This is a genomic window from Limibacterium fermenti (assembly GCF_041902845.1).
Taxonomy (GTDB): Bacteria; Bacteroidota; Bacteroidia; order Bacteroidales; family Dysgonomonadaceae; genus Limibacterium; species Limibacterium fermenti.
Window position 1 is genome coordinate 193,576 of record NZ_CP159486.1, and the last position, 17,045, is coordinate 210,620.

Sequence of the window (17,045 nt, forward strand, 5' to 3'; positions counted from 1 at the left end):
TTAGCAAAATCGTATGAAAAAGTATTATTTATATGTAGTTGTTTTATATACGACGTTTCTTTTTTCCTGCTCTCTTAATGAAGAGCCGCAAGCTTCCGCTTCGAAAGACGTTGTTTTTGGTTCCGAAAACGGGTTGGAACTGTATTCTTATTCATTCTATAATATATTGCCCGACGCAGGCGCTTTTCATCGGGGAGATGCCATGAGCGACTACGGCGCGGTATTCAACTTCGATGATTTCCTGAAAGAGGGAGGCTATACTCCTGAAAAAAGTTCAGGATGGGAATGGGAAGATTGGAAAGAACTGAGGAATATCAATTATTTTCTGGAAAACAATCAAAAGGGAGAAGTTCCCGAAGATGTTCGAAATCATTATAACGGATTGGCACGCTTGTTTAGAGCCTATTTTTATTATCAGAAAGTAGTCCGTTTTGGCGATGTGCCTTGGATTGATGAGCCGATGAGTATCGATGATGAGAGATTATATGCTCCGCGCGATTCGAGGACGTTGGTGATGGAACAGGTGTTGGAGGATCTTAATTTTGCCTGTTCGAACATTCAAACAACGGCGACCGACGGATCGGTCGTCACGAAATGGGTTGCCTATGCGTTGAAGTCGAGGATATGCTTATTCGAAGGTACTTTCCGGAAATATCATACCGAACTCGGATTGCCGGAAACAGCGAATGATTGGCTGAAAGAAGCGGCTTCGGCGGCCGAAACAGTCATGACGGAATCGGGTTATTCTATTTACACCGGAAATGGGGGAGATCTTTCTTACCGTGCTCTTTTCACAAGCGATGAACCGGTGAATGAGGAAGTTTTGATGGCCGATATCAGCAGCAAAAACCTGGCAGTCCTGAATGATGCCAATTGGTATTGGACTTCCGGCACCTACGGGCCTCGGCTAAGTTTGATTCGCACGTTTGTCAATACTTTCCTGACGTTGGACGGGACACCTTTTACCGATGTGCCCGGTTATGAAACGATGTCATTTTATGAGGAATGTCAGAATCGAGATAAACGCTTGTCTCAAATCATCAGGACTCCCGGTTATAAGAGAGATGGGAAGCCCGCTCCTCCTAATTTTAACGGATATACCTACACGGGGTATCATCCGATTAAATTTTCGTTGGATCCTACCAGTTACGACGACGGAAAACTGAACACAAACGCGATGCCTCTTTTCAGGTTTGCCGAAGTGTTGCTCAATTATGCCGAAGCCAAAGCCGAATTGGGAACGCTTACCGATACGGATTGGGCGAATACCATCGGCAAATTAAGAGCCCGCGCCGGAATCACAGGGGGATTGACCACTAAACCGGATAAAATAGACTCGTATTTTCAACAAAGCTATTTTCCTTCCGTAACGGATCCGGTCATTTTAGAGATTCGCCGGGAAAGATCCATTGAACTGGCGTTGGAAGGATTCCGCTTTACCGATATAAAAAGATGGAAAAGAGGTGAATTGATGACGATGCGTTGGACCGGCATCTATGTCCCGGCTTTAAATACGCAGATTGATTTGGATAAAGACGGTACTACGGATGTGCTTTTCTATCAAGGTGAAAAGCCTTCGGGATTGCCTGCTTCCTGTACTCCCGTCAATGTAGGTGCCGGTAGCCAACAAGGTCTCACGAATGGAACTTCCGGACATTTGACCTGGTCGGATAACGATCCCCGGAAATGGTATGAAGACGGACGTCAATATTATTATCCTATTCCCGCATCCGCGTTGCAAAAAAATGATAAACTCGGACAAAATCCTTATTGGAGCAAAAAATAACAGGGTCAGGGCTGAAATATTTTTCGGCCCTTTCTTTTTCCAAAAAAAACTGGTATATTTGAACCTCTAAATACACTTACGGAAATGAAAAAGAAATACATTCTTTTTATCTTTTCATTGTCTTTCCTTTTTTCGGGATATTCTTTCTTGCCCGCTTTGGCTGAAGAACCTAAACCGGTAAAGATTCTTTCGTATAATGTACGGAATACCCGTGGAATGGACGATGTCGTTGATTATAACCGCGTGGCTGCCGTTATCAAAAGGATCGATGCCGATTGTGTGGCTTTGCAGGAATTGGACAGCGCTACAATACGTAGTAAGGGGCTTATTGTCCTCGACGAATTGGCAAAGCGGACGGGGTTGTATGCTTCCTATAACAAGTCGATCGATTATCAGGGCGGAGGATACGGTATCGGCGTCCTTACCAAAGAACAACCTTTGCGGAAAGAGTCCGTAACCTTGCCGGGAAGAGAGGAGCAGCGGAGTTTGCTGATTGTTGAAATGAAGGATTATGTTATTTGCTGTACCCACTGGTCGTTGAAGCAACCCGACCGGCTGGCATCTGTCGGTATTATCCGAAAGGCTGTGGAAAAGTTTACGTCTAAGCCGGTATTTTTGGCCGGCGACCTGAATGCCGTGCCGCAATCGGAAGAAATCGCGGCCCTTTCTGCCGATTGGTGTGCGGTCAATGATACCGCAGCCTATACAAGCCCGGCACATAATCCGCGTAGGTGCATCGATTATATCTTGGTAAAAAACGATCCTCACGTTCGTATACAGGTTGTGGGGACAAAGGTGGAGAATGAACCGGTTGCTTCCGATCATTTACCCGTATGGACAAAATTATCAATTAAGAAGAATCAGTAATAGTTTAATGATATGCGAAATTTTATAATGATGCTATGCCTGGCGGTTATTTCCCTGTCGCCGGCGCTGGCGAAGAAAAAAGGGGAGGCCGGATTGAATGTGGCGACTTTCAATCTGAGAATGGATACGAAAAGTGATGGCGAGAACGCTTGGCCTAATCGTAAAGAAATGGTGAAAGGATTGGTGCGTTTCCACGATTTTGATGTGTTTGGTACGCAGGAAGGATTTCAACATCAGTTGATGGGGATCCTCGAGTTAAAGAATTATGATTATGTCGGTGTGGGGCGTGACGACGGAAAGGATGCCGGCGAGCATTCGGCGATTATCTATAAAAAGGATCGCTTTGAGGTGCTCCAAAAAGGAAATTTCTGGTTGTCGGAAACGCCCGATAAACCGGGAAAAGGATGGGATGCTACGTGTTGTAACCGTATCTGTTCGTGGGCTCAATTCAGGGATAAGCAATCCGGAAAAGTCTTTTATTTCTTCAATGTGCATTATGACCATCAGGGGCGTATTGCGAGAAAAAACTCCTCTCTTCTTTTATTGAAAAAAATAGAAGAGATCGCAGGGGATGCTCCGGTGTTTTGTACCGGCGATTTTAATGCCGTGCCCGATGACGAACCGATCCGCATCCTGTATGACAACGGCGTATTGAAAGATGCGTACCTCGTTACGCTGCAACCGCCTTATGGAACCGCCGGGACTTTTAACTCGTTCAATTTGAACGGAGCGATGACGAATCGCATTGATTACATCTGGGTGGGTAAAGGAATTACGGTGCAGAAATACGGCGTTCTCAACGATATGCAATACGGCCGCTTCCCTTCCGACCATTTTCCGGTCATGATTCATGCAACTTTCTGAAAAACAAAGAAACGAGGACGTTAACCGAATAACGCCCTCGTTTTCCTTTTGATCCTTTTTTAGGATAGTTTTCTTAGTGCCTCTTTTATCCTTTTTACCGCTTTCGTGATATTCTCATCCGATGTGGCATACGATAACCGGATATATCCCGGTGCCCCGAAAGCGTCGCCTCCCACGCAAGCCACATGGGCTTCTTCCAAAAGAAACATCGCCAAATCGGAGGCGGTCTGGAGGGTCGTACCGTTGTATGATTTTCCTAAATAACTCTTACATTCGGGAAAGATATAAAAAGCCCCTGTCGGATTATTCACCCTTAATCCGGGGATATCACTTAGAAGGGCTACGATTAAATTCTTCCTGCGTTCGAAGGCCTTCCTCATCTCTTCTACGCATCCTTGATCGCCTGTGTAAGCTGCGGTTGCGGCTTTTTGTGAAATAGACGAAGGCCCTGAAGTGTACTGTCCTTGTAATAAACCGCAAGCGGAGGCAATCCCTTGCGGGGCGGCAATCCATCCGATACGCCATCCGGTCATGGCATACCCTTTCGATACGCCGTTCACGACGATTACCCGTTCGCGTATGTCCTCAAATTGAGCAATGCTTTCGTGCCGGCTGACATAATTGATATGCTCGTATATTTCGTCGGAGATGACATACAAATGAGGATGCGTTTTCACTATTTCGGCAAAAGCTTGTAACTCTTCTTTACTGTAAACGCTGCCGGTAGGATTGGAAGGCGAGCATAAAATCAACGCTTTTGTTTTGGATGTAATCGCTTGCCGCAATTGTTCCGGCGTGATTTTAAAATCGTTTTCGATTCCGCTTTTTACAAATACCGGTTTGCCCTCGGCCAGTTTAACCATTTCGGGATAACTTACCCAATAGGGAGCAGGGATGATGACTTCCTCACCTTTATCTATAATCGACAATATAACATTACAGATCGACTGTTTTGCCCCGTTTGAAACGACGATTTGTCCGGGAGTATAGTCCAATCCGTTTTCATTTTTTAGTTTACTGCAAATGGCTTTGCGCAGATCGGGAAATCCCGCGACCGGCGAGTAAAACGAGTAATTCTCATCGATAGCCTTTTGGGCGGCCTGTTTTATATGTTCGGGAGTGTTAAAGTCGGGTTCTCCCACACTTAGGTTAATCACATCGATTCCCCGGGCTTTCAGTTCATTGCTCTTTTGAGCCATTGCAAAAGTTTCGGAAGGAGATAAAGATGTTAGTCTTGTAGCGAGCAGATTCATAAAATTGATTCTTTTTTTGTTGTTTTGAATTGCAAATATATAGAAAATAATGCTTATCGGTTCCTTTTTGATAAATAAATGTTCTTCGATAGCTCATCTTTACGACTATAAAAAAGGGCATAAAAAAAGCTGCCTAAGCAGCCCTTGGATAGTATGTATGTAATAATTAAAAGTGTTCTGAAAGAAAAGCGTTTGCGATCTTTTTAAGATCACTCAGCTTCAAAAGAATGTTCCTTTCATTTGCTTGCTTAAGCTTGCAAGCTCGATCTCAATGTTCTCAGTCTGTTAACCCGGTAAGACCGGTAAGTAGCAGACCCGTTCGAGATGTTCTGCTCCAGATACTTTATCTGAGCCAGAATTTCTTCTTTTGTTAGGTTTTTGATATTCATAATTACTTGTATTTAGTTATGATTTCTCGGCAACCGTTTATAAGAAGCCCTTTTCAGTATGTAATTGATAACCTAAAATTGATTTCAAATAACTCGCTTGCCATTAAAATCACGACAAAGATACAACAAAAAATATGTTTTACAACATGTTTTTGATGGATTTTGTCTTTTTCGTATCGATAAGACCTATATCTTCAAAAAAAGCTGCATTCAAAATGCAGCTTTCTTGGCGGAAGCGGGGGGATTCGAACCCCCGGTACAGTTACCCGTACGGCAGTTTAGCAAACTGCTGGTTTCAGCCACTCACCCACACTTCCCGGTGTTTTGGCGAAATCGGATGCAAATATACAAGATTGTTTTTAACTTGTCAAAGAAAAGTCGATATTTTAAGCGGATTCTTTATACATTTGCAGTTATTATTGCTCCCTACTGTTATTTATATGAAAAAGGAACAATCTAAAAAAAGAAGCAAATCCCTTTATTGGGTTATCGGTATTTTATTCCTTGTGGTCGTTTTCAGCGGCGTGTATTTATACAGCGTTATTTTCAAACCGGTTCAACTGAATGAAACGGTTTATGTGTATATCGATTCCCAAACGAATTATGAGGCTGTTGTCCGGCAATTGAAAGAAAAAAAGGCTCTTTCTTCGGAACGAATCTTTGACTTGTTAGCCCGGCAAATGAAGTATCCACAAGCGGTTAAAACCGGACGGTATGCCGTGACAGACGGGATGAACATACTGGATGTCTTACGCACGTTACGTTCCGGTAAACAAGCCCCCGTAAATCTTACCTTCAACAATATCCGCACAAAAGAAAATCTGGCAGGACGCTTGTCTCAACAACTCATGGCGGATAGTTTATCGATTCTGGACGTATTGGAGGATGAGGAAAAAGCGTTGTCTTTTGGTTTTAATGAATATACTTTCGTTGCGATGTTTCTGCCGAATACCTATGAAGTGTATTGGGATACTTCCGTCGATAGATTATTTGAGCGTATGCATCGCGAATATACTGTTTTTTGGAATGACGAGAGGAGAAATAAAGCGAGTGCCATCGGATTAAGCCCGGTCGAAGTCTCTACATTAGCGTCCATTGTAGAGGAAGAAGCTACTTTTGCGGATGAATATCCGGTCGTGGCAGGATTATATCTCAACCGGTTAAATAAAGGAATGAGACTCGAAGCGGATCCTACGGTGAAATTTGCGGTCGGTGATTTTTCGTTACGGCGGATTTTGTATCGGCATTTAGAGATAGAGTCGCCATACAATACCTACAAGCATACCGGATTACCCCCGGGGCCTATTCGTGTGCCGTCCATTCAGGCTATCGAAGCTGTGTTGTCGCCTCAGCAGCATTCGTATTTGTTTATGTGTGCCAAAGACGATCTGTCGGGAAGGCATAATTTTGCCGTAACGCATGCCGAGCATGCCCGTAATGCAGCGCGTTATCAACGCGCATTAAACGAAAGAGGCATTTTTTAACAGACAAAAGAAACTTTTGCGGGGAATCCACTGCCAATTTCCTTGTCCCCTTATCTATCGCACGAAGTACATTATCGGCGTTAGCCATTATCAGTTGAAGTCGTTATCGTGCAGCATCTATCAGTCTCCTTGTCTCTCTGTCCAGTCTCTTCCCGTCTCAATTTTTCGGGACTTCGCTCAATCGATTTTTGACGGCAATCTTATCTGCCCGTATTTGCTGAACCAATCGGTCGATATTTTCAAATTTGATATCTCCCCGGATGAAATCGATAAACTCTACCGTTATAGATTGGTTATAAAGATCTTCATCAAGTCCAAATATATTTACTTCGACGCTTATTTCATTATCATGATGGAGCGTGGGGCGTGTCCCGATGTAAAGCATTCCTTCATACACCATTCCCCGCAGATGGACAAGCACCGCATATACGCCCAGGCGGGGAATCACTTTAAATCTTTCCCATGCGCGAATGTTCGCGGTCGGAAATCCGATGGTCCGCCCCACCTGATAGCCTTCCACGATTTTTCCGGAAAGCGTGTAATTGTATGATAGTAACTCATTCGCCTTGAGAATATCGCCCGCTTTTAAAAGCCTGCGTACCTGAGAAGAGCTGACCTCCTGTCCGTCTATCCGAAGTTCTTTTGCCTGAATGACTTCCATCCCGATCTCGTCGCCATACTTGCGGTATTCCGGAAAGCCGTCTTCCCGGTTATGCCCGAATCGATGATCATGGCCTACCAATAAAGTCCGGACTCCTATTTGGTCTTTTAAAACGCCGGTTATAAATTCTTTTGCCGTGAGTTGAGACAATCCGATAGTGAAAGGGATGCTGATGATGGTGTCTATCCCCGTCGTCTCCAATTGATCCAACTTTTCATCGTAGCCGCATAATAGTGCCGGCTGATAGTCCTTTTGCAGAACTTTGCGGGGATGCACCGGAAAAGTGATAACCGCCGAAGAGATCGTCAATTCTTGCGCTTTCTTCTTTACCTGTTCTATAAGATACCGGTGTCCTATATGAACACCATCGAAGAAGCCGACCGTCGCGACAAAGCGGCCGTCTTCAATTTTTTCATTCGACGATAAATCAATCCTTTTCAAAATAACCTTCTAATCTGTTTAAATTTATTTTTCGATACAACGTACGATGGCTTGCTTTGGTTTACTAAACGACAATGGAATCCGAATCGCTTATACAAATGCTTTTTATCGGTACTGTAATCATAAATCCGTAAAAATGGAGTGCAAATATATATTAATTCAATATCTTTGTGGCAATATTACCGAAAAGAATTTGTTTAATCATATAAAAAAGAAAAATGAACACAAAAGAATTTTTATTTATTGTATTTGCGATGGTAGCATTGATGAGTGCCTGCCAGGGCGGCGCGAAACAAAATGCGTTGACGGAGCAGGAGAAAAATGAGGGTTGGGAACTCTTGTTCGACGGAGTAACTTTAAACGGATGGAAAGATTATAACGGCGATTCTTTAACCGCGCCATGGACGGTTGAAGATGGTACGATCCGGGCGCTGGGCGACGGTGACGATGCCCACGGGTATATTGTCACGCAAAAAACATACGAAAACTTTGAACTCGTGTGGGATTGGAAAATAGCGGATGCCGGAAACAGTGGCGTATTATATCATGTGGTGGAAAACCCGAAATTTAAGGTGCCTTATATTACCGGCCCGGAATATCAGTTGATCGATGAAGTAAACTTCCCCGATCCGCTGGAGGATTGGCAAAAAACGGCTGCCGATTATGCGATGCATACTACGGACAGCTCGAAGATGAATGTGAATCCCGCCGGAGAATGGAATACTTCGAAGATCGTTTTCGATAACGGGCACGTCGAACATTGGCTGAACGGTGAGAAGGTGGTCGAGTTCGAAGCATGGACGGACGATTGGTTTGAACGTAAACAGAGCGGCAAATGGGAAAATGCTCCCGAATACGGATTGGCGAAAAAAGGAGTTATTTGCTTGCAGGATCATGGTTCGGCCGCTTGGTTCCGGAATGTGAAAATAAAAGAGTTGCCCCGTAAGACAAAAGAAGCCTCCTTGTTTAACGGCACCGATTTACAGGGATGGGAAGTTTACGGCACCGAAAAGTGGTATGTAAACGACGGTTTGCTGGTTTGCGAAAGCGGGCCCGATAAACAATACGGTTATTTGGCAACGCGCGAATATTATGACGATTTTGACCTGACACTCGAATTTAAACAGGAAGCCGATGGTAACTCGGGCGTGTTTATCCGTTCTTTTGTGGAACCGGGCGCTATTGTGAATGGTTGGCAGGTGGAGGTTGCTCCGAAAGGCTTCGATACCGGCGGAATTTATGAATCTTATGGCCGGGGCTGGCTGGTTCAAATACCCGATGAAAAAGAAAATATTCTGAAAGAAAAAGATTGGAATACGCTTCGTATACGAGCCGAAGGCGATAATGTGAAAACATGGCTTAACGGTGAAGAAATGGTGGATCTGACCGATGAATTGGTCGGAAAAGGACAGGGACGCATCGCTTTACAAATACACGATGGCGGAGGCATCAAAGTTTTGTGGAGAAATATAAAGGTACAAACACTCTGACAACCCAATTCCTTTCAATATATGGAAAGAGCCTGATCTTGTGCGGATCGGGCTTTTTTCATTTGACTTTTCCGCATTGTTTATTTTGGCATTTTTTTTGCATATACTCTATTAAAAGGTATAATAAAATATGATGTGTAGAACAGAAAAAACCACTATCTTTGTTTTTAATTCTTTATAACAGCGAATGAAAGAAAAAAATCCATTACTGCTATCTATCATTGAAGGAATTCAAGAGAAGAAAGGCAAAAATATTCTTACCATAAAATTGAAAGGCATATCCGGAGCGATTTGCGATTATTTTGTGATCTGTGAAGGAAATAGTCCCACCCAGGTATCGGCGTTAGCCGAGTCGGTTGAAGAGGTTGTTCAGAAAAAAGTGAACGAGAGCCCCATTCGGGTACAAGGGCAACAACGTGCCGAATGGATCGGGATGGACTATGGGGACGTAATCGTCCATATATTTCTTCCTGAACTGAGAAGTTTCTATAACATCGACCTGTTATGGGAAGATGCGGTATTGGAAAGAGTTCCTTCGGTCGAGTAAAACATATTTCTGTTAAAATTGTTACATAATAAACCCGAGAGAGAATAATTCTCGTAAAGGAAGAAATAGATTAAATGAGTAGTAGTAATAATAATAAAAATAAAAAGGATAAGCAGCCTACGATGCGTCCGCATTTGGGAGGAAATAATCCGAAACAATCCTTCAGTCCGTACTGGATTTACGCCATTGTGCTCGCCGTATTGGCCGGCATGTGGTTTTTCGGACAAGACAGCGGCGTGAAAGAGGTGAAATGGTCCGACTTCCAACAGTATGTCAGTGATAATCGTATCAAGAGCGTACTGATTTATAAAAATAAAGAAGTGGCCGAGGCGGTCGTTCGCGAGGAATCGGTGAATTATGTCTTTGGAGAAGATGCGCGAAAATTGGGCAACAACGCCGTTATTGTTACGCAAATACCTTCGTCCGATGCCGCGTCGGCTTTCATCACCCAGGTAAAAGACGAAAAAGGGTATGATATAGGAATCGATTTTAATAATTCTTCCGAGATTTGGGGCATCTTGCTTTCTTCCCTTCCTTTTCTATTGTTGATTGTTTTCTGGATATGGATGATGCGAAGAATGCAAGGCGGCGGCAGCGGTGGCGCCGGCGGTGTCTTTAATGTGGGAAAATCCAAGGCGCAGCTTTTCGATAAAGATTCGAGCAAAAAGGTGACTTTTAGGGATGTCGCAGGTCTTTCCGAAGCCAAAGAAGAAGTGCAGGAGATTGTGGAATTCCTGAAGAATCCTAACAATTATACCAATTTGGGAGGGAAGATACCCAAAGGCGCTTTGCTGGTAGGACCTCCGGGAACCGGTAAAACATTATTGGCAAAAGCCGTCGCCGGAGAGGCGAATGTGCCTTTCTTCTCTATTTCGGGGTCGGATTTCGTCGAGATGTTCGTTGGGGTGGGAGCCTCACGGGTGCGCGACCTCTTCCGGCAAGCCAAGGAAAAAGCGCCCTGCATCGTATTTATTGATGAAATCGATGCCGTAGGACGCGCCCGTGGAAAGAATGCCAACTTCGGTTCGAATGATGAACGGGAAAATACCCTCAATCAATTATTGACGGAGATGGATGGATTCGGCTCAAACAGCGGGGTGATTATTCTCGCGGCAACCAACCGTGCCGACATTCTCGACAAAGCCTTGTTGCGTGCCGGACGTTTCGATCGTCAGATTTATGTAGAGTTACCCGACTTGAATGATCGCCGGGAGATTTTCAAAGTGCATTTGCGCCCGATAAAAATAGATGAATCGGTCGATGTTGATTTTCTGGCACGCCAGACGCCCGGTTTTTCGGGAGCCGATATTGCCAACGTATGTAATGAAGCGGCATTGATCGCTGCCCGGAAAAAGAAGAAGTTCGTGCAACGCGACGACTTTATCAATGCCGTCGACCGGATCATCGGAGGACTTGAAAAGAAAAATAAGATTATTACCCAAGATGAAAAGCGTTCTATTGCCGTTCATGAAGCAGGGCATGCCACGCTAAGTTGGTTTTTGGAGCATGCCAATCCGCTCGTAAAAGTAACCATTGTTCCTCGCGGAAAGGCGTTGGGTGCGGCGTGGTATCTTCCCGAAGAGCGACAGATTACGACGAAAGAACAAATGTTCGACGAAATGTGTGCGTTATTGGGTGGGCGCGCGGCTGAAGAAGTATTTATCGGTCAGATTTCATCGGGGGCGATGAATGATTTGGAGCGTGTCACCAAACAAGCGTATGCCATGATCACATACATGGGTATGAGCGAGAAACTGGCCAATGTAAGCTATTACGATTCAACCGGACAAGAATATACGTTCTCTAAACCGTACAGCGACGAAACCGCCCGGCTCATTGACGGAGAAGTGAAGGCGATGATTGCCGTACAATATGAACGGGCCAAGCAAATTCTCGCCCAACATGCAGAGGGACATGGTAAACTTGCGAATATCCTGCTTGAAAAAGAGATTATTTTTGCCAGCGATTTGGAGGAAATCTTCGGAAAACGCCCGTGGGTATCCCGTTCGCAGGAAATTTTACAAAATGGAAATCCCCCGTCTTTGCCGGTCGAAGACGGCGTTAAATCCAAAGAGGATAGGGGCGATGTGTTTATTGACACTGAGAAGTCGAAAGCCGATGACAACGGCTCTGCTGTCGATCCGAATCTCGATGGCGCTCCTTCCCCTAAGCCGGAGGCTTCCCGGGAGGATTCCGCCAAAGGAGGCTATGGGGGGCTAAAAGATAGTCATTGATAAAAGAAAGAGAAGATAAGTATTATTTATACTCTCCTTCCGTATAAAAGCAACGAGTTGATTATGAGCAATCGACTCGTTGCTTTTTTTGTCCTTTTTTCGATTCGGAACCTTCTCGACTCCGCTTTTGGCTCGAACAATTTCTCCGTTCATTTCGTTATAGAAGGAAACAATTAAAAAGTTGAGTATATGAAAAAGATTTATACTTTATTCTTCGTAATGCTTGCTGCTACAACGTTATTCAGTTTTACACAAGCGGATGCGCAGAACAATCAACATAACAACTCTAAAAAATTAGATAATATGAAATTCGAAAAAGTAGCTTTACCCTATGCAACCGATGCTCTCGAGCCGGTTATCAGCAAACAAACAATTGAGCTCCATTATGGCAAACATCATCAAACCTATGTGGACAATTTAAATAAATTAGTGGTGGGTACGAAATTCGAGAATGCTGATCTCGAAACCATCGTAAAGGAAAGTGACGGCGCTATCTTTAACAACGCGGGACAAACGCTGAATCACAATTTGTATTTTACATCGTTTAAGCCCAATGGCGGAGGCGAGCCTAAAGGCAAATTGGCCGAAGCCATCAACAAACAATTCGGATCTTTCGACAAGTTTAAAGAAGAATTCAATGCCGCGGGCGCTTCGGTGTTCGGATCCGGATGGGTTTGGTTGGCTAAGGATGCCAACGGCAAACTGTCCATCGAAAAAGAAAGCAATGCCGGTAATCCGTTGACAAAAGGATTAACTCCGGTTTTAGGTTTCGATGTATGGGAACACTCCTATTACCTCGATTATCAAAATCGCCGGCCGGATCATTTAAAAGCATTATGGGGAATTATAGACTGGGACGTTGTAAGCAAACGTTATTAATTGAAAGCAGTCTTTCAGCCATACGGCGTTGATATTAAAAACATTGTGGAGAGGATGAAACTTATGGGTTCATCCTCTCTTATTTTTTCAAGAGGATACCCGTTAGCATTCTGCCCGAATGAACGGTTTGCCGCCGCGCCGAGAAAAATAAGTGTTCGTTCTCGAATGTGCAATAGGAACTTTTTTCAATGTGACGGGGAAGCACGCCCAAGCGTATTAGTTCCATACGGTTGATTTCTTTTAAGTCGATATGCACTTTTGAATGAGGCGTTGCGCGGAAAAAAGCTCCGGTCAGATCGAACCCGTTGGCGTGGAATGCTTCCAGCACTTCGTCGCCCACTTCATAATAGGCCATACTGATAGCCGGCCCTATCGCCGCGAGTAAATCTGCGGGGGAAGATCCGAACGTTTTCTGCATGAGGACTACCGTTTTTTCCACAATTCGTTCTACGGTTCCGCGCCAGCCGGCATGTATGGCGGCAATGGCCTTTTTATTCCGATCGTAGAGAAGTATCGGCACGCAATCGGCTGTCGTGGCACACAGAAAAACATCTTTTTCCTGCGTTACGGTCGCATCGATACCGTATAATTTACTGATTTTCGTTGATCGGTCGAGTGATAGAAAAGATGTATCGACGACCAGCACCCGGCTGCCGTGTGTTTGATGCGGAATGATGAAATCTTCCGGCTTTTTGTAGAACATGCGGGCGAGGATGCTCCGGTTTTCGTAGATATTCAACGAGCTGTCATCGGAGAAATTTCCTAAATTCAACGAAGCATACGTGCCGTTGCTCACCCCTCCGATGCGTGTGGTGGAGAAGTGCACGATATCCTCTTCTTTGTCCAACAAGTCGAAGAGCAGCAAATTCGCCTGTTCGGGATTGAATTTCATCGGCGTTCTGTGTTAATCGTCGATGCCGTCGTATTCCGAGTCTTCCTCGTCGTAGGGAAATTCTTCATCCTCTTCAACCTCTTCAACAGGAATCTCATCCTCCGGTTCGAACACAAGGGGCGTTATATCCAAATTGCGATGCACAAACGATTCGTGAGTAGCCGTGAGAGGCAAATAATCTTCGGTATTGAGCTCTCGCCACACCAAATCTTTCAGCGCCTGAATGCCGAATCCGGTTATCGATGAAATAAATACATACGGTACGGCGGGCAAGTCGGCGGCTATCTCTTGCATCAGTTCCTCGTCGAGCATGTCGGATTTTGAAATGGCCAAGACGCGTTTTTTATCGAGTAGCTCGGGGTTGTATACCGCCAACTCGTTAAAAAGGATCTCAAACTCTTTCACGATGTCATCGCTGTCGGCAGGAATCAAAAACAGCAGAAGCGAGTTCCGTTCGATGTGCCGCAAGAAGCGAAGTCCCAATCCTTTGCCCTCGCTTGCGCCCTCTATGATGCCGGGGATGTCGGCCATGACGAATGATTTTCCGTCGCGGTAGTCGACAATTCCGAGATTCGGTTCGAGAGTCGTAAACGGATAGTTGGCGATTTTGGGTTTGGCGGCCGATACGACCGACAATAAGGTGGATTTTCCGGCATTCGGGAAGCCCACAAGTCCTACGTCGGCCAATAGTTTCAGTTCGAGAATCACCCAGCGTTCCTCGTAAGGCTCACCCGGTTGGGAATAGCGCGGGGCTTGGTTGGTAGACGATTTGAAGTGCACATTGCCGCGCCCGCCGCGTCCTCCTTTCAAGAGCACCACCTCCTGCCCGTCGTCGGTAATGTCGCATAAGTATTCGCCCGTGTGGGCGTCGTAAGCGACCGTACCGCAAGGCACGTCGATGATTTTATTTTCGCCTTTGCTGCCGGAGCTTTGGTTGCGCGATCCGCCCTCGCCGTGACCGGCGAACAGATGTCGCTGGAAGCGCAAATGCAAGAGAGTCCAATAATTGCGGTTGCCCCTGAGAATGATATGGCCTCCATCGCCTCCATCGCCTCCGTCGGGGCCTCCTTTTGGGATGTATTTTTCCCTGCGGAAATGCGTAGAGCCTCTGCCCCCTTTACCCGAGCGGCAGAAAATTTTCACATAATCCACAAAATTCGTTTCAGCCATTTTTTAGTTTACCAAAGGGTCGATTTCTTTTCGTATCGATTCGAAAATCTCTTCGATAGAGCCGGTCCCTTGGATTTTTTTCAGTTTATTTTGTTTGTCGTAATAATCTTTTAACGGCAATGTCTGGTTGTAATACACCTTCAGACGGGCTTCGATGGTTTCGCGATTGTCGTCGGAACGACCGGAAACCTGTCCGCGTTTAAGCAGCCGTTCGATCAACTCCTCATCTTCCACCTCGAGGCTTACCACCGCCGATATTGCTTCGCCATGTCCTGCAAGGATCGTATCCAACGCTTCGCCTTGCGATAGTGTGCGGGGAAAACCATCGAAGATAAATCCTTTGCTGTCCGGATTACGACGGATCAATTCGTCGAGGATGCCGATAACCACTTCGTCGGGGACAAGTTGTCCTTTCGACATATATTTCTCGGCTGATTTGCCCAACTCACTTTGCGCTTTTATTTCATTACGCAGGATATCTCCCGTAGAGACATGGTATAACCCATACTTTTGTATCAATAACTCACTTTGCGTACCCTTTCCTGATCCCGGTGCGCCAAATAGTACAATATTCAACATCTATAGTAACCTTTTAAATTGCAAATATACGGATTTCCATTCGTTTCTACATCGGGGCGAGCCTTTTATTTAAAGGAAAACCGCTATATAAGCGAGTGTGAGCCCGTCAACCTTCCGGTGCGGAAGTCAATTTCTCCTTCAGCGCCTCAATCTCTTTTTGCAAAGCGTTTAATTGCCGGTACATATCCGGTAATTTGGGGATAATAATACTCGATTTGAAAAATTGCTTTACGGGGACAGCCGGCGAACCCATGATTTCCGATCCCTCTTTGATGTTACTGATGATGCCTGATTGTGCACCGATATGGACATCATTCCCGATAGCGATATGTCCTCCGATACCGACTTGTCCTCCCAATACCGCTCTATCGCCTATTTTGGTCGATCCGGCGATGCCGGTTTGCGCCGCCATTACCGTATTCTCTCCGATTTCGCAATTATGGGCAATCTGGATGAGATTGTCGAGCTTCACGCCGTGGCGGATGAAGGTCGAGCCCATCACGGCTCGGTCGATGGTGGTATTTGCCCCTACTTCCACTTGGTTTTCGAGGACGACGTTGCCCATTTGCGGAATTTTGTGATACTCCTCGTTTTCGTGGCTGAAGCCGAAGCCGTCGGCGCCGATAACAGCACCCGAATGCAGGATGCACTCATCGCCGATAACGCAATCGTAATAGATGTGTACGCCTGAGTATACAAGGGTGTTTTTACCCACTGTCACCCCGTCGCCGATATAGGCATGCGGATATATTTTGGCTCCGTCGGCAATCTTCACATGCTCGCCGATATAGGCAAAAGCGGCCACATACACGTCGTCACCCACTTGAGCTGTGGGGGCGATGAAACTCATCGGATCGATGCCCGTTTTCTGGGGACGGGTATTGTTGACCATTTCCAATAGCGAGGCCAGCGCAGCGTAAGCGTTGGGCACTTTGATGAGCGTGCTTTTGATCGGTTTTTCGGCCACGAAATCGTGGTTGACCAACACAATGTCGGCATTTGTCTCGTAAATATAGTGCGTATATTTGGGGTTGGCGAGAAAGGTGAGCGTACCCGGCTTGCCTTCTTCTATTTTCGCGAAATTACTTACTTTTACTTCGGAATTTCCAATGATTTCACCCTGTAGGAAATCGGCTATTTGCTTCGCAGTAAATATCATGAATAAATTATTTTAAATGTCGTTTATTTTTACGGGTGCAAATTAACCTATAATTTTTGATACTTTGCCCATTAAAGTTGATAATATACATTAAATGCTCTTTTTGGACGGTACGGTCGGCGAAAGACGATTCTTTTTGAATCGCGAAACAAAATCTTAGAAAAGAATTAATTTGCCGGAATAAAAAATAATCACTACTTTTGCATTCACTTTTTCGGGATGTAGCTCAGTCCGGTTTAGAGTACGCGTCTGGGGGGCGTGGGGTCGGAAGTTCGAATCTTCTCATCCCGACCGAAGTAGTTCTTATAAGGAGATTAATTCATAGGATTAGTCTCCTTTGCTTTTTATCG

15 protein-coding genes and 2 tRNA genes are annotated in these 17,045 nt (G+C 45.1%); 9 read left to right on the forward strand and 8 right to left on the reverse strand.

The genetic code is table 11. From position 1 onward, the window contains the following. Positions 1-13: 13 nt before the first annotated feature. From ABNK31_RS00860 to ABNK31_RS00870, 3 genes are all read left to right on the forward strand, one after another. Complete coding sequence (locus ABNK31_RS00860; protein WP_418893888.1) at positions 14-1,786, forward strand: RagB/SusD family nutrient uptake outer membrane protein; 1,773 nt, start codon at positions 14-16, stop codon at positions 1,784-1,786. A gap of 84 nt (positions 1,787-1,870) precedes the next feature. Next, positions 1,871-2,653, forward strand: coding sequence for an endonuclease/exonuclease/phosphatase family protein (locus ABNK31_RS00865; protein ID WP_418893889.1), 783 nt, complete (start codon positions 1,871-1,873; stop codon positions 2,651-2,653). Positions 2,654-2,665: 12 nt separating this feature from the next. Next, complete coding sequence (locus ABNK31_RS00870) at positions 2,666-3,517, forward strand: endonuclease/exonuclease/phosphatase family protein (protein WP_418893890.1); 852 nt, start codon at positions 2,666-2,668, stop codon at positions 3,515-3,517. Positions 3,518-3,576: 59 nt separating this feature from the next. On the opposite strand, the gene ABNK31_RS00875 is transcribed toward ABNK31_RS00870, so the two are convergent. From ABNK31_RS00875 to ABNK31_RS00885, 3 genes are all read right to left on the reverse strand, one after another. After that, the gene (locus ABNK31_RS00875; RefSeq protein WP_418893891.1) at positions 3,577-4,770 is read right to left on the reverse strand and encodes a pyridoxal phosphate-dependent aminotransferase; all 1,194 of its coding nucleotides are present in this window, start codon (positions 4,768-4,770) and stop codon (positions 3,577-3,579) included. 248 nt (positions 4,771-5,018) lie between these two features. Further along, entirely contained in the window at positions 5,019-5,159 is a 141-nt protein-coding gene (locus ABNK31_RS00880) for a hypothetical protein (RefSeq protein ID WP_418893892.1), read from the reverse strand. 227 nt (positions 5,160-5,386) lie between these two features. Further along, a tRNA-Ser gene (locus ABNK31_RS00885) sits at positions 5,387-5,476 on the reverse strand. A gap of 123 nt (positions 5,477-5,599) precedes the next feature. Here ABNK31_RS00885 and mltG point away from each other — a divergent pair. Continuing rightward, entirely contained in the window at positions 5,600-6,643 is a 1,044-nt protein-coding gene (gene mltG / locus ABNK31_RS00890; RefSeq protein ID WP_418893893.1) for an endolytic transglycosylase MltG, read from the forward strand. A gap of 157 nt (positions 6,644-6,800) precedes the next feature. Here mltG and ABNK31_RS00895 read toward each other — a convergent pair whose 3' ends face one another. Next, on the reverse strand, positions 6,801-7,745 hold the full coding sequence (locus tag ABNK31_RS00895) for a bifunctional riboflavin kinase/FAD synthetase (RefSeq protein WP_418893894.1): 945 nt from the start codon (positions 7,743-7,745) through the stop codon (positions 6,801-6,803). Positions 7,746-7,963: 218 nt separating this feature from the next. Between ABNK31_RS00895 and ABNK31_RS00900 the strand changes: the two genes are divergently transcribed. The 4 genes from ABNK31_RS00900 to ABNK31_RS00915 all read left to right on the forward strand — a co-directional run bounded on the left by ABNK31_RS00900 (position 7,964) and on the right by ABNK31_RS00915 (position 12,895). Then, positions 7,964-9,235 (forward strand): 3-keto-disaccharide hydrolase, encoded by a 1,272-nt coding sequence (locus tag ABNK31_RS00900; protein WP_418893895.1) that lies wholly within the window; start codon positions 7,964-7,966, stop codon positions 9,233-9,235. 187 nt (positions 9,236-9,422) lie between these two features. Beyond that, entirely contained in the window at positions 9,423-9,782 is a 360-nt protein-coding gene (gene rsfS, locus ABNK31_RS00905) for a ribosome silencing factor (protein ID WP_418893896.1), read from the forward strand. A gap of 74 nt (positions 9,783-9,856) precedes the next feature. Beyond that, the gene (ftsH, locus tag ABNK31_RS00910) at positions 9,857-12,016 is read left to right on the forward strand and encodes an ATP-dependent zinc metalloprotease FtsH (protein ID WP_418893897.1); all 2,160 of its coding nucleotides are present in this window, start codon (positions 9,857-9,859) and stop codon (positions 12,014-12,016) included. 303 nt (positions 12,017-12,319) lie between these two features. Next, positions 12,320-12,895, forward strand: a complete 576-nt coding sequence (locus ABNK31_RS00915) for a superoxide dismutase (RefSeq protein WP_286853685.1) — start codon at positions 12,320-12,322, stop codon at positions 12,893-12,895. Between the two features lie 79 nt (positions 12,896-12,974). Here the strand turns inward: ABNK31_RS00915 and pgeF are convergent, their stop codons facing one another. The 4 genes from pgeF to lpxD all read right to left on the reverse strand — a co-directional run bounded on the left by pgeF (position 12,975) and on the right by lpxD (position 16,695). After that, a complete protein-coding gene (gene pgeF, locus ABNK31_RS00920) occupies positions 12,975-13,787 on the reverse strand; it encodes a peptidoglycan editing factor PgeF (protein WP_418893898.1) in 813 nt (270 codons plus the stop codon). A gap of 12 nt (positions 13,788-13,799) precedes the next feature. Further along, complete coding sequence (gene obgE / locus ABNK31_RS00925; protein WP_286853674.1) at positions 13,800-14,957, reverse strand: GTPase ObgE; 1,158 nt, start codon at positions 14,955-14,957, stop codon at positions 13,800-13,802. A gap of 3 nt (positions 14,958-14,960) precedes the next feature. Beyond that, positions 14,961-15,536, reverse strand: coding sequence for an adenylate kinase (locus tag ABNK31_RS00930; RefSeq protein WP_286853672.1), 576 nt, complete (start codon positions 15,534-15,536; stop codon positions 14,961-14,963). A 106-nt stretch (positions 15,537-15,642) separates the two neighbouring features. Beyond that, complete coding sequence (lpxD, locus tag ABNK31_RS00935) at positions 15,643-16,695, reverse strand: UDP-3-O-(3-hydroxymyristoyl)glucosamine N-acyltransferase (protein WP_286853670.1); 1,053 nt, start codon at positions 16,693-16,695, stop codon at positions 15,643-15,645. Positions 16,696-16,910: 215 nt separating this feature from the next. Between lpxD and ABNK31_RS00940 the strand changes: the two genes are divergently transcribed. Beyond that, a tRNA-Pro gene (locus ABNK31_RS00940) sits at positions 16,911-16,986 on the forward strand. Positions 16,987-17,045 lie beyond the last annotated feature (59 nt).